Source organism: Terrimonas alba, from assembly GCF_042434975.1.
Classification (GTDB): domain Bacteria; phylum Bacteroidota; class Bacteroidia; order Chitinophagales; family Chitinophagaceae; genus Terrimonas_B; species Terrimonas_B alba.
On the sequence record NZ_JBHMQM010000010.1, the window covers coordinates 214,564 to 227,453 of the forward strand.

Below are 12,890 nucleotides of genomic sequence, written 5' to 3' on the forward strand. Positions count from 1 at the left end.
AAGATGAAAGGAGCGTCGCAACAAAAGCTGACCCTTCGACTCCGCTCAGGACTGCAATGTCGCCGGCATCATAAAAAATCAAACTTTCTTTTTTAAATCAGAATCCTTGAAAGGAAGCTTATGAATCCGTTTTCCGGTTAATACAAAAAGTGCATTGGCAACTGCCGGAGCGATCGGTGGCACCCCGGGTTCACCGACGCCACCCATCTTTTCTTTACTGTCAACAATATGCACTTCAACGACCGGCATTTCATTCATCCTAAGCATACGATAGTCATGAAAGTTGCTTTGTTTTACTCTTCCTTTTTCAAAAGTTATTTCGCCGTACAATGCCGCTGTTATCCCGAAAACGACCCCACCTTCTATCTGGGCTTTAACAGTGTCCGGATTTACAACGGGGCCACAATCAACAGCGCCGACAACTTTATGCACTTTTACTACTCCTGCTTTTGGTATTGACACTTCAGCCACATAAGCAATAAAACTTCCAAAAGATTCGTGTACTGCAATTCCTCTTGCACGTCCCGCCGGTAATGGTTTACCCCAGCCTGATTTTTCTGCTGCCATTTCAAGCACTCTTTTATGGCGTGGATGTTTTTCAAGTAAAGAACGGCGATACTGGTACGGGTCTTTACCGGCGAGTTTCGCTAATTCATCAATAAATGTTTCCGTCACAAATGCATTATGAGAATGACCTACAGATCGCCACCACAAAGTAGGTACACCAGCAGGCGCCATGTTCCAGTTTACCTGCATATTGGGAACATGGTAAGCTAAATCTGCAGACCCTTCGACGGCAACAAGGTCAACTCCGTCTTTAATTAATGCGCCTTCAAATGGAGTGCCCGTAGCGAACGATTGACATACGATCTGTTGTTGCCAGAACAAGGGTTTACCTGAAGAATCAATACCAGCGCTGATCACATGATGTGCTGCCGGACGGTAATAGCCCCCGCGAATATCATCTTCTCTTGTCCATACGACTTTTACAGGATTCTTAATTGCTTTTGAAACCTGCACTGCTTCAGCTACAAAATGTGCATCAGGCACCGCACGACGACCAAAGCCACCACCCAATAAAGTAGTATGCAGCTTTACCTGGTTTGGTTTCAACCCGGTAATAGCTGCAGCAGTCATGGCATCTACTGTTTGAAATTGTGTGCCTACCCATATTTCACAACTATCCGCTTTTACATCAGCCACGCAATTGAGAGGTTCCATTGGTGCATGAGCTAAATAAGGCAGTTCATAAACTGCTTCTATTTTCTTTGTTGCCTTTTCTTTTGCCGCCGAAACATCTCCTTCCTTTTTTGCAGATGCTCCCGTTTGCCTGGCAAGCTCATCATATTCCTTTCGTTGCGTAATGCTGTCAAGCGATGCTAATGGGCCTTCATCCCATTCTACTTCCAATGCTTCACGGCCAAGCTTTGCTGGCCAGAACCCATTTGCAACAACAGCAATACCACGATCAATCTGCACAACATCTTTTACACCGGCAATTGCTTTTGCTTTATCGGCATTAAAACTTTTTACTTTACCACCAAATACCGGCGGTCTCGCAATCACGGCTGTTAATAGACCTGGAATTTTTACATCCAATCCAAAAATGGCGGAGCCATCAATTTTTTCAGGAGTGTCAAGACGTTTGGTAGGTTTACCAATGAGTTTGAAATCTTTTGCTTCTTTTAGTTTTACTTCTTTTGGCGCAGTGATCGTTGCTGCTTTATCTACTAACTCGCCATAAGATAGTTTGCGGCCTGTTACATCATGAATAACAAATCCTTTTTCTGTACGGCATGTTGACGGATCAACATTCCATGTTTGCGCAGCGGCTGCAACTAATAAATATCTTCCCGTTGCACCGGCATTGCGGAAACGATCCCATTCCACCCATGTACTGGTGCTGCCACCTGTGCCCTGCATGCCAAAGCCCGGATGATTATAAACAGGATCAACAGGAGCTGCTTCAATTCTCACTTTGCCCCAGTCGGCGTCCAGTTCATCGGCAATGATCATGGGCAAAGAAGTGTAACATCCTTGTCCCATTTCGGAATGATTCACAATAACGGTGACGATATTATCCGTACCGATTCGCAAAAAAGCATTGGGGGCAAAATCAGCCGGAGGCGCTATTGCACTTTTTAATCCCCTGCCAAAGGCAGGCAGGTAAAAACTCAGCAATAACCCGCCACTAACCGTAGCAGAGGTTTGGATGAATTTCCGACGACTGAGGGTGTTGATATCGTTCATAGATTCCTCCTTTATTTTTTGAGGATTAGGATAAATAAGGCAGCAATGTCAGGGTAGGAGGTGGATGCTTGTAGCGCAGGTCTGATTCACTGATTGAAGTTAGAACTATTTCGAATTAAAAAAAATAGATCATTTTATACGGACGCATCTCAAATTTTCGCTTATCTAAACCCATCCCCTTTTGAATTTTTGTTATGCGCAATCAGGTCCGCCTCTCCGCCGGAGGAGATAAAGATTTCATTAATTGCAAAAGCTAAGAATTCAACACCGCGAAAACCTGGGATGCACCCCTTACAACAACAATTTGCTTCGATAAAAAAAATAGTGACAAAACATTTGCCCCTATTCGGCTTACCAAATGACTGTAACTTTATACAGATTTGTTGGAACACAATTCACCATTTAAAAGAGCACAAATGGAACAACCTTTTATAACGAAAACAAGAATAGTCAAGATCAATCTTGGCCAGGGAACGGTTGTGGACGACCAACTGGCTGTGGAAGAGCCCTTGCAGATTGAATTGATCTATGGACCGGCAGCAATGCGCCAACGAAAAAATATAACTGTAACCATGCGGACACCGGGCCACGACCTTGAATTAGCGATCGGTTTTTTATTCACAGAGGGTATAATCACCAACAAGGAAGAAGTATTGCGTGTACAGCAGGACAACGCCGATGGTAATACGATAGCCGTGACGTTAAAAGAAGATATTGATCCGGGGCTTAAAAAGTTGGAACGGAATTTTTTTACCAACTCCAGTTGCGGTGTTTGCGGTAAATCAGGAATTGACAATATCAGGACGGTGTCTGCTTATAGTAAAAGAACTGGCGACATCTCTTTAAGAGCTGATCTTTTTTACACCATTTACGACAAGTTAAGATTAGAGCAAACGATGTTTGATTGTACAGGCGGGCTGCATGCTTCTGCTTTGTTTGATCAGCAGGGAAATTTTCTTTTGGTTCGTGAAGATGTCGGCCGCCATAATGCACTGGATAAGGCAATCGGCGCCTGCTTGCTGAATGACCAGCTGCCGCTTGATAACAATATTTTACTGTTAAGCGGGAGAGCAAGTTTTGAATTGATACAAAAAGCAAATATGGCCGGTATCAGGATCGTAACAGCGGTGGGAGCGCCGTCAAGCCTGGCGGTGGATTTGGCCCGGGAATGCGGTATTACATTGATTGGTTTTTTACGGGATGAACGATTTAATATTTATGCCGGTAAAGACCGCATCATTTTTAATAAGTAATGTTTCATGCAGGCAGACGATAAATTACATACATCAGCACCCGAAGAAAATCCCAGCGGGTTGACCGGGTTAAAATTAGGGCCGGTAAAAAAATCAGCAGCCGGTATACCAGCCGTGTTGTCGACCTTTAAACACATAGCAGCGGAACCGGGTATTATTCGTGGATGGAAGGCCCTGGCTAAAATGAATCAGAAAGATGGGTTTGATTGCCCGAGTTGTGCCTGGCCCGATCCTGATGATGAGCGAAGAGGTCAGACAGAGTATTGTGAGAATGGAGCAAAGGCAATTGCGGAGGAAGCAACATTAAAAAAACTGGATGCCGATTTTTTCGCTTTTCATTCTGTAAATGAGCTGGCTGCTTTGTCTGATCATGCTATCGGAAGGAAAGGACGTATTGCCCAACCCATGTTTTTACCCAAAGGCGCCACACATTATCAGCCGGTCAGTTGGGAAGATGCATTTAATAAAATTGCTGTTCGCTTACATGAACTCACTTCACCCAATGAAGCCATTTTTTACACGTCGGGCAGAACAAGTAACGAAGCGGCTTTTTTGTACCAATTATTTGTCCGCGAATTTGGAACCAACAACCTGCCGGACTGCAGTAATATGTGCCATGAAAGCAGTGGTGTGGCACTGACTGAAGCATTGGGCATCGGCAAAGGATCCGTAAAGCTGGAAGATTTTTATCATGCCGAAGTCATCATTATATTAGGACAGAATCCCGGCACCAATCACCCGCGGATGCTGACTGCGCTGCAAAAGGCAAAGGCGAATGGTGCTATTATTATTTCAATTAACCCATTGCCGGAAACAGGGTTGATGGGTTTCAACGATCCGCAACAACTGAAGGGATGGCTAGGCCATGGAATGGCACTCACCGACCTCTTTCTGCAGGTAAAGATCAATGGCGATATGGCATTGTTGCAGGCTATCAATTTGTTTCTCCTAGAGGAAGAGCAACAGTCGCCGGGAACGGTAGTTGATAAAGCGTTTATAGAAAATAAGACTGAAGGATACAGTGAATACTTTGCGCATTTACAAAAACAGGAAATAAACAGGTTGAGTAATATATGTGGAATCGATCCGGTTCAAATAAAAGAAGCGGCTTCAATACTGAAAGATAAAAGCAGGATCATTGCCTGCTGGGCCATGGGTCTAACACAGCATAAAAATGCAGTTGACACTATTAAAGAGATCGTGAATCTTTTATTACTGAAAGGAAGCATCGGTAAACCGGGAGCAGGTACCTGCCCGGTCAGGGGCCATAGTAATGTGCAGGGTGATCGTACTATGGGCATCTATGAAAATCCTTCCGCTGCATTTTTACAATCGTTAGAAAAGAATTTTGGATTCAGTCCACCCACTAGTCCCGGTTACGATACAGTGGAGTCAATCAAAGCCATGCAGGAAGGAAAAGCAACCATTTTTTTTGCGATGGGTGGTAATTTTCTTTCGGCAACACCTGATACAAAGTTTACAGCTGAGGCATTGCGAAAATGTAAACTGACCGTGCATGTTTCCACAAAACTGAACCGTAGCCACCTGGTGCATGGTGAAGAAGCATTGATATTGCCTTGTCTGGGAAGAAGCGATAAAGACATCCAGCAGAGTGAAGAACAATTTATATCCTGCGAGAATTCAATGGGTATCATCCAATCATCCAAAGGCGTTTTGAAACCTGTTTCGGATGAATTGTTGAGCGAACCTGCCATAGTTTGCAGGCTGGCAAAAGCTGTTTTGAAAAACAGCAGGATTGACTGGGATAAATATCTTCATCATTACGATCATATCCGTGACGATATAGAGAAGACGATTCCAGGTTTTGAAAACTACAATGAACGGATCAGGATCGCCGGAGGGTTTTATTTACCCAATTGTAACCGGGATGGCAATTTCAACACGCATTCACAAAAAGCGCATTTTAGTATTTCAAATGCCACCGCTATTGATCTTGCAGATGATGAGCTTATGATGATGACTATTCGCAGTCATGACCAGTTTAATACAACTATTTATGGGTTGGATGATCGCTACCGCGGCATTTACAATGAGCGGCGGGTGATACTGATGAACCAGCTTGATATGAGCAAAAGAGGTTTAAAGAAAGAAGATGTAGTTGATCTGTACAATTATTATGATGGTGTTGAAAGAGTAGCCAGGAAATTTGTGGTCGTACCATATGCTATCCCACAGAATTGCACAGCCACTTATTTTCCGGAAGCAAATGTATTAGTTCCGATTAGCAGTGTAGCTGAAAAAAGTAATACGCCGACGTCGAAATTGGTGATTATAAAAATAAGGAAGGTAAATAACAAGTGAGTTCCTGGTCATTGTGATCGGGAAATGTTCAATCACAATTTTTATTGCTCGTAAATATCTTTTCTATGCCCGATGGCAATGACCTCAACGGTAAGAATTTTATCAAATATGCTATAGATAATTCTGTAATCGCCCGAGCGAATGCGGTAAGCATCCCTGCCTTTTAGTTTTTTGTATCCATGTGGCCGGGGGTTATCAGCTAAACTATAAATCGCGGCTTTAATAGTTGAGTAATCTGGCTCATTGATCTTTTCAAGGACTTGATAGCTTTTGGCTTAATAGTAAGCTGATAAGGCATTTACTTTTTTTTGCGCTTTGCCTCAATGTGTTCAAAAGCCTTGTCAATGGGCAATGAAGGCTCTTTGGCTGTCATGGCTTCATCGTAGAGACGGATATCTTCCAATTCTTCAAGATCTTCCATGATCTTTTTGTACTCCTTCATAGGCAGTACCACCGAAAGTTTTTTGCCTTTGCTGTCTGTAATGAATTGCGGAGCATTCATAGTAAAAAATTTAAAGCTATTAAACAACGATTTGTTCAGCTAAATAATATTTGAAAATAATATTGGCAAAAATAATAAACTATGTGAGTAAAAAGAATCGGGGAAGCCTGGCTTAACTTATTAACTATGCCGCATTCCTTCCGCCACCCGGAATACATGCAGCAAATAAGGAAACAATGCATCCATTGTTTCTTCCACACCTTTGGTAGAACCGGGTAAGGTGATCACCAGTGTGCTTTTTATAAATCCTGCAATCCCTCTTGACAACATAGCATAAGGCGTTCGTTGCTGACCGTAGCTTCGTGCTGCTTCCATGATGCCCGGAATTTCCCTGTCGAGCAATGGCTGGATAGCTTCCGGTGTTACATCTCTCGGGGAAAGGCCAGTACCTCCAGTCAACAAAATAAGGTTATATGCTTCTTCACTCAACTGTTTCACTTTTGTTTGAATCAGGTCGAACTCATCGGGAATGATTTCATACGAAGCTGCAGTCATATTGAGACGCTCCAGTTTCTCGATGATTTTTTGCCCGCTCGTATCCTGTTTCTTGCCATGAAAAACACCATCGGAGCAAACAATGACAGCCGTTTTCAAATTAGTTGTGGCCTGGTCCCGAAAATCTGTCTTGCCGCCTTTTTTATTTTCCAATTTTATCCTGGAAATTTCAACTCCTTTATCAATGGGCTTTAGCATGTCGTAGATGGTGAGTGCAGTAACGGCTGCACCGTGCATAGCTTCCACCTCTACACCAGTTTTATAAATAGTATGTACTTCAACTGTAATAATGATCTTCAATTCATCCAGTTCGTGTTTGATAGCTGCATATTCAACCGGCAGCGGATGACAGTCGGGAATTACATCACTTGTTTTTTTGATAGCTAACAATCCTGCAGCTCTTGAAAATTCGAAGATGTCACCTTTGGGAACTTTTTTATTTTTGATGGCGTCGATGGTTTCCTGCTTTGAAACTGTTACAATTGCCGATGCAATTGCTTGCCTGAGTGTATTTGATTTGCGTGTTATATCGACCATGTTATATTTATAATTTCCGTTGCCAGGAATTAATCTGTGAATACTGATTTTAATTACGTAATGCTTTGACCTGTGCGGGTTTTACAATGCCCGCAACTTTATTTCCCCAGGAATTACGTACATAATTGAGTACATCGGCTACCTGTTCATCACTTAAATAAGAAAATGGGAGCATGGGGGTGTTGTACTTTTTTTTGTTCACCATGATTTCACCCGTCTGGCCTTCCAGGATGATTCTGATTAAATTTTTTGCAGGAGCTTTTATATAATCAGCTTTGGCAAGCGGGGGATTAATGTCCGGCGTGCCTTTCCCATCTTCCATATGACAGCTCATACAATAGCTTGCATACACTTCTTTACCACGTTCAATACTTTTAGCCAATTCATCGTTTTGGAAAAAAGAGCTACCGACAATAAAAATGCAGGGAAGGATTAAAATAATGCATACTAGTTTTATCATACTTGGTTATTCTTTTAGTGCGACGACATTTTAATTTAAAACCTCAAACTGTTTTGCAGGATCAATTTGATTGTCAGGTTCCAAAGCCCCTTTAGGGGTTATTTCCTGAACTTGCCGAAGGATCAGGGGTTCTCTTTCCATTGGTATGTTTCATCCTCAAATAATTCTTTTCCCCAAACAGGTAGTTCTGCTTTCAATCGTTCGACCGTTTCTTCACAAGCTTCAATAGCTGCCTTGCGATGTGCAGAAGAGGTGAAAACAAACAGGGAGATTTCCCCGGCAGCTACTTTACCAAGGCTATGATACACATGCATACAGGTTAGCTGGTATTTTGAAAAAATATCTTCTCTTATGTCATGCATTTTTTCCAGGGCCATTTCTTCATAGGCCGTGTAATCTATTGCCATCACTTTTTTATCAGCAATCACATCGGCCCTTACCTGGCCCAAAAAAATACTATGCCCGCCAATCGCTGTTTGTGAACTGTGTTTTTGAATACTTTCTGCTACAAAGGCAGCCGTAACCGGCCCTTGTATAAATATGTTCTTTGGTTTTCGATCTTTCATCCGGTTATTTTATATCGTTCATTTGTTGCGAATGCTGCTGATTTTTCCAATTTACAATGCCTCCTCTCAAACTATATATTTTTTTAGTGTCACCAAAAATACCTGATAAGAGGGTCGCAGCTTTTTTGCTCCGAATGCCCGATTGGCAAAACACCACTACCGTTTCCGCTTCAATCGCCGGCGTTGATTCTGCAATTTGTTTCAATGGAATTCTGAGATGATAAAACTCGTTTACTTCCGGCAATTCATCCAACTCCCGAACATCGATGATGTCAACAACCTTGTTTTCCCGAAGCTCATCGAATTCATTGCTATCAATTTCCGGTACTTCGGTGGTAGAGCCACAGAGCCATACATAATCCATTTTCTTAAAAGCCTCCTTGTTAGCGGGAATCAGCGAAGCTGTCTCTGTTCCTGGCGTTAACGTCCACTGGTACACCTGGTTGGTCAATGCATTATAGGTGAAAAGCTGGTTGGCCAATACATTCCCTATACCCGTTATCAGTTTAATCGTCTCATTGGCCATCATCGTGCCAATGATTCCCGGTAATACGCCTAAGACACCTGCCTGTGCGCAATTCAACACCTCATCTTCCTTTGGTGGAACGGGAAACAGATCACGGTAATTAACGCCCTGCATGGTGCTATCGGGGCGAACATTAAAAACTGCCACCTGCCCCTCAAACTGAGAAATGGCTCCATATACCAACGGTTTATCAAGCAATACACAGGCATCATTGATCATATAACGGGTCGAAAAATTATCGGTACCATCAACGATGATGTCAAATGATTCAAGGATATCCAGTGCGTTTTCAACAATTAGCCGCTGATTATACGTGATGATATTGATGTCGGGGTTTAACTGGCGCAAACCCGATGCCGCCAGTTCCGCCTTAGACAAACCAATATCCTTTACTGTGTACAACGGTTGCCGGTGAAGATTGGTCAGCGATACTGTATCATCATCAACAATGCCGATAGTCCCAACACCCGCTGCCACCAGGTATTGCAATACCGGGCAACCGAGGCCGCCTGCACCAATCACCACTACTTTAGCCCCCAGCAGTTTTTGCTGCCCCGCTTCGCCAAATTCTTTTAACAGCACCTGGCGCTGGTATCTTTCCAATGATTTAGTTTCTTTCATTTTTATCCGCCTGAGAAGGGTGGGAGAAGGGCTATTGTGCTTTCTCCGTTTAAAATGGTATTGGTAGTAATCGTTTGTTTGTCGACCGCCATGATGTATTTACAATCTGCAAGAGCCGGGTACCTTTTATTCAACTCATTCACAAGGCTATTGGTATCGGCAATATCCGTGAGTGTAAGCGTACTGGTCTTAATTATATCGGCCAGCTTGCCAAATATCAAAATTCGCATCTGCATAATTTACACGAATTTACTCCAGATAAGTGTTATAAAGAGATGCACTCAAAATTTTTACATAGCGGTGTTGTAACTGATGACCAGCTGTGTTTTTGTTTTACAACAAGTTCCAATAATTGCCATTTAAATAATTCTGTTTCCAGGACTATCCGTTTTGCCTAACTTCAAAGACCAAAATTTATCAAGATGCCAATTTTCGAACTACAAATAAACGGAAAGAAATACCAGGCAGACGTAACAGCCGATACACCGCTCTTATGGGTACTCAGGGATCACCTCGGGTTGGTAGGAACCAAATACGGGTGCGGAGTGGCCCAATGCGGAGCATGCACAGTACTTCTTGATGGAAATGCAGTGAGAGCTTGTATGCTTCCTGTTTCAGGAATCAGAACATCAAAAGTCACAACGATTGAAGGCTTGTCGGAAAACGGTGACCATCCTGTGCAGCAGGCGTGGGATGAAGTAGATGTTCCGCAATGTGGTTATTGCCAGGCCGGGCAGATCATGACGGCCGCAGCTTTATTAAAACGAAAGCCAAAACCGACTGCGCAGGAAATAGACGATGCTATGCAGGGCAATATATGCCGCTGTTGCGCCTATCATCGCATTCGTGAAGCGGTACAATTGGCCAGCACCAAAGTATAACGATCAATAAAATATGAGTTGTCAGTGGTGAATAGTAAGTATGTACTTCCAATAGAACGTTCTCACAACTGGCTACTCAGCACTCATACGAGATACAACTGTCACATTTAAATAACACCAGACCATGACAACCTTACATAAAACCAACCGAAGAGATTTTCTGAAAATAACTTCAATGACCGGTGGCGGTCTGCTGCTTGGATTTAGCTGGTTCAGTGCGGAGGCGGGAACTCCTATGATCATGAATGCCGCCAATGTTGCCGGCGAACTGGAGTTTAATAGTTATCTGTCCATTGCAACAGATGGTACTATCACTATATTTTCTCCCAATCCCGAGTTGGGTCAAAACATCATGACTTCTTTTCCTATGATTGTGGCGGAAGAACTGGATGCAGACTGGACAAAAGTGAAAGTAGTGCAGGCTCCGCTCGATACGAAAAAATTTGACCGGCAGCTCACGGGCGGTAGCGGCGCTATTCCCCATTCATGGAAAAGATTACGCACTGCCGGTGCTACAGCCAGGCACTTATTAATTGCTGCTGCGGCCAAACGCTGGAATGTTGATGTAGCGGAGTGCACTGCCAGCAATGGTTTTGTGATACATGCAAAAACGGGAAATAAATTCGGTTATGGTGAGTTGGCAGAAGAAGCTTCTAAGATGGTCGTGCCTGCTGATGTTCCTCTCAAGGACCGGAAAGATTTTAAACTGATCGGTAAAGCGATCAGGAATGTTGAAAATAAAAACATCATTACCGGCAAAGGAGTTTTTGGCCTGGATTTTCATCGCGAAGGAATGGTATTAGCCATGATACAACGTCCACCTGCTTTTGGCACAAAGATAAAATCCGTTGATGCGGCTGCGGCCAAAGCGATGCCGGGAATCATCGATGTGGTTACATTCAAAAACAACATAGCCGTCATTGGTAAATCCACCTGGGAAATCATGAAGGCAAGAAAGATATTAAAAATTGAATACGTAAAAGATGGCAATACAGAAAGCTCTGCCGATCACGATCAGTTATTCGCTTCACTACTGAACAGTGACAAAGCAACCGTCCGCAGAAAAGACGGAGATGTGGAAGCGGCGTTTAAGAACGCTGCTAAAATTATAAAAAGCGAATACCAGTGCCCCTTCATTCCGCACAACCCGATGGAACCCATGAATTTTTTCGCTGATGTGAGTTCTGATGGTGTAGAATTAGTAGGGCCAACACAAACTCCGGCCAGTGCCCGTACTGCCGTATCAAAATTGCTGAATATACCGGAAGATAAAATTACTGTAACGATCACCCGGCTGGGCGGCGGTTTTGGAAGACGGTTAAAGTTCGATTATGTATTGGAAGCTGCAGAATTATCAAGTATCATCAAAAAGCCAGTTAAGGTGATTTGGTCGCGGGAAGATGATATGATGGGTGGCAGTTATCGCCCCGCTGTTCGTTATCGTTTTGAAGCGGCATTGGATGATAAAGGAAATATGGTTGGCTATAAACTAAGAGGCGTAGGTATCAACCAAAATAACTCAACAAGAGAAAATAATTTTCCTTCGGGTGCAGTTGATAATTTGCTCATCGATACAGTCGAACATATTTCTCCCATCACGACAGGTGCATGGCGTGCACCTGTTACTAATTTTTTAGCCTTTGCGGAACAAAGCTTTTTAGATGAAGTGGCCTGGACGGCGGGAAAAGATCCCGTACAATTCAGGTTGGATCTTTTGCAAAAAGCAAAAACGAATCCTGTTGGCCAGACCTCGTATAATGTCAACAGGATGGAAACAGTGATCAAACAGGCGGCTGAAAAAGCAGGATGGGGAAAACAAAAAGGAGTTTCACAGGGCTTCAGTGTTTACTTCTCTCATTCATCTTATGTGGCACAGGTTTGTGACGTAATAATGAAAGAGGGGAAGCCGGTTGTTAAAAAGATTGTCGCTGTGTGTGATTGCGGTGAGGTCATTAATAAAAGCGGGGCATTGCAGCAGGTGATGGGCGGCATTGTTGACGGGTACGGACATGCGATGTATGGCAAACTAACTTTTAAAGATGGAGCGCCGGCACAAAATAATTTTGGCGCCTATCGCCTTATCCGCATGAAAGAAGTTCCGGAGATAGAAGCGCATTTTATTGATAATGGAATAGATCCCACCGGCCTGGGCGAGCCGGCCCTGCCGCCAACCGGCGGAGCCGTTGGCAATGCAATTTTTAAAGCAACAGGCAAGCGTTTAAAGAATCAGCCATTTATTGATGAGCCGGTATTTAAACCGGCGAAGGGGTTTTGAGGAGTTAGGGTTGAATGATTGCAGTAAAGTACAGCATTTGAGTTTTCAAGGGCCCTTTTTGAGGCAACGTTGAGGACTTGGCGTCAGACCGGACGTCCGGGTTCCAACAGGAGCAGTTTTGCCCCCAAAGCCCTTATGCTATATAGAAAGGCGTTTAGAGCAGGACAGTAGACCAAAATAACTTTGACTACAAAAACAAAAA

The 12,890-nt window shown here is 43.4% G+C and carries 12 protein-coding genes; 4 read left to right on the top strand and 8 right to left on the bottom strand.

The annotated features are described in order from the left end of the window. Positions 1-78: 78 nt before the first annotated feature. Positions 79-2,250 carry a xanthine dehydrogenase family protein molybdopterin-binding subunit gene (locus tag ACFEL9_RS25260; RefSeq protein WP_385895945.1) on the bottom strand — a complete coding sequence of 724 codons (2,172 nt, stop codon included), beginning with the start codon at positions 2,248-2,250 and terminating at the stop codon, positions 79-81. A 416-nt stretch (positions 2,251-2,666) separates the two neighbouring features. On the opposite strand from ACFEL9_RS25260, the gene fdhD reads away from it, so the two are divergent. Together fdhD and ACFEL9_RS25270 are read left to right on the top strand one after the other, a co-directional pair. After that, positions 2,667-3,503, top strand: coding sequence for a formate dehydrogenase accessory sulfurtransferase FdhD (gene fdhD / locus ACFEL9_RS25265; RefSeq protein ID WP_385895948.1), 837 nt, complete (start codon positions 2,667-2,669; stop codon positions 3,501-3,503). Positions 3,504-3,509: 6 nt separating this feature from the next. Further along, the gene (locus ACFEL9_RS25270; protein WP_385895951.1) at positions 3,510-5,825 is read left to right on the top strand and encodes an FdhF/YdeP family oxidoreductase; all 2,316 of its coding nucleotides are present in this window, start codon (positions 3,510-3,512) and stop codon (positions 5,823-5,825) included. Between the two features lie 41 nt (positions 5,826-5,866). On the opposite strand, the gene ACFEL9_RS25275 is transcribed toward ACFEL9_RS25270, so the two are convergent. The 7 genes from ACFEL9_RS25275 to ACFEL9_RS25305 form a co-directional block, all read right to left on the bottom strand. Further along, positions 5,867-6,073, bottom strand: coding sequence for a type II toxin-antitoxin system RelE family toxin (locus ACFEL9_RS25275; RefSeq protein ID WP_385895974.1), 207 nt, complete (start codon positions 6,071-6,073; stop codon positions 5,867-5,869). 50 nt (positions 6,074-6,123) lie between these two features. Beyond that, positions 6,124-6,327: a RelB antitoxin-like protein gene (locus tag ACFEL9_RS25280; RefSeq protein ID WP_385895953.1), complete on the bottom strand. Its 204-nt coding sequence runs from the start codon at positions 6,325-6,327 to the stop codon at positions 6,124-6,126. A gap of 120 nt (positions 6,328-6,447) precedes the next feature. Further along, on the bottom strand, positions 6,448-7,359 hold the full coding sequence (gene moaCB, locus ACFEL9_RS25285; protein WP_385895956.1) for a bifunctional molybdenum cofactor biosynthesis protein MoaC/MoaB: 912 nt from the start codon (positions 7,357-7,359) through the stop codon (positions 6,448-6,450). A 49-nt stretch (positions 7,360-7,408) separates the two neighbouring features. Next, a complete protein-coding gene (locus tag ACFEL9_RS25290) occupies positions 7,409-7,819 on the bottom strand; it encodes a c-type cytochrome (RefSeq protein WP_385895958.1) in 411 nt (136 codons plus the stop codon). A 122-nt stretch (positions 7,820-7,941) separates the two neighbouring features. After that, positions 7,942-8,385, bottom strand: a complete 444-nt coding sequence (locus tag ACFEL9_RS25295; protein ID WP_385895961.1) for a molybdenum cofactor biosynthesis protein MoaE — start codon at positions 8,383-8,385, stop codon at positions 7,942-7,944. 4 nt (positions 8,386-8,389) lie between these two features. Next, positions 8,390-9,532, bottom strand: a complete 1,143-nt coding sequence (locus ACFEL9_RS25300; protein WP_385895963.1) for a ThiF family adenylyltransferase — start codon at positions 9,530-9,532, stop codon at positions 8,390-8,392. A 2-nt stretch (positions 9,533-9,534) separates the two neighbouring features. After that, a complete protein-coding gene (locus tag ACFEL9_RS25305) occupies positions 9,535-9,762 on the bottom strand; it encodes a MoaD/ThiS family protein (protein WP_385895966.1) in 228 nt (75 codons plus the stop codon). Between the two features lie 192 nt (positions 9,763-9,954). Between ACFEL9_RS25305 and ACFEL9_RS25310 the strand changes: the two genes are divergently transcribed. Continuing rightward, the gene (locus ACFEL9_RS25310; RefSeq protein WP_446753370.1) at positions 9,955-10,413 is read left to right on the top strand and encodes a (2Fe-2S)-binding protein; all 459 of its coding nucleotides are present in this window, start codon (positions 9,955-9,957) and stop codon (positions 10,411-10,413) included. 124 nt (positions 10,414-10,537) lie between these two features. Beyond that, positions 10,538-12,688 (top strand): xanthine dehydrogenase family protein molybdopterin-binding subunit, encoded by a 2,151-nt coding sequence (locus tag ACFEL9_RS25315; protein ID WP_385895968.1) that lies wholly within the window; start codon positions 10,538-10,540, stop codon positions 12,686-12,688. The last annotated feature ends 202 nt before the right edge of the window (positions 12,689-12,890 follow it).

What these genes read in the sequence shown, in the direction of transcription:
- moaCB (WP_385895956.1), bottom strand. Translation starts at nt 7,359, where the DNA reads ATGGTCGATATAACACGCAAATCAAATACACTCAGGCAAGCAATTGCA.
- ACFEL9_RS25295 (WP_385895961.1), bottom strand. Translation starts at nt 8,385, where the DNA reads ATGAAAGATCGAAAACCAAAGAACATATTTATACAAGGGCCGGTTACG.
- ACFEL9_RS25280 (WP_385895953.1), bottom strand. Translation starts at nt 6,327, where the DNA reads ATGAATGCTCCGCAATTCATTACAGACAGCAAAGGCAAAAAACTTTCG.
- ACFEL9_RS25315 (WP_385895968.1), top strand. Translation starts at nt 10,538, where the DNA reads ATGACAACCTTACATAAAACCAACCGAAGAGATTTTCTGAAAATAACT.
- ACFEL9_RS25300 (WP_385895963.1), bottom strand. Translation starts at nt 9,532, where the DNA reads ATGAAAGAAACTAAATCATTGGAAAGATACCAGCGCCAGGTGCTGTTA.
- ACFEL9_RS25290 (WP_385895958.1), bottom strand. Translation starts at nt 7,819, where the DNA reads ATGATAAAACTAGTATGCATTATTTTAATCCTTCCCTGCATTTTTATT.
- ACFEL9_RS25270 (WP_385895951.1), top strand. Translation starts at nt 3,510, where the DNA reads ATGCAGGCAGACGATAAATTACATACATCAGCACCCGAAGAAAATCCC.
- ACFEL9_RS25305 (WP_385895966.1), bottom strand. Translation starts at nt 9,762, where the DNA reads ATGCGAATTTTGATATTTGGCAAGCTGGCCGATATAATTAAGACCAGT.
- ACFEL9_RS25260 (WP_385895945.1), bottom strand. Translation starts at nt 2,250, where the DNA reads ATGAACGATATCAACACCCTCAGTCGTCGGAAATTCATCCAAACCTCT.
- ACFEL9_RS25310 (WP_446753370.1), top strand. Translation starts at nt 9,955, where the DNA reads ATGCCAATTTTCGAACTACAAATAAACGGAAAGAAATACCAGGCAGAC.
- fdhD (WP_385895948.1), top strand. Translation starts at nt 2,667, where the DNA reads ATGGAACAACCTTTTATAACGAAAACAAGAATAGTCAAGATCAATCTT.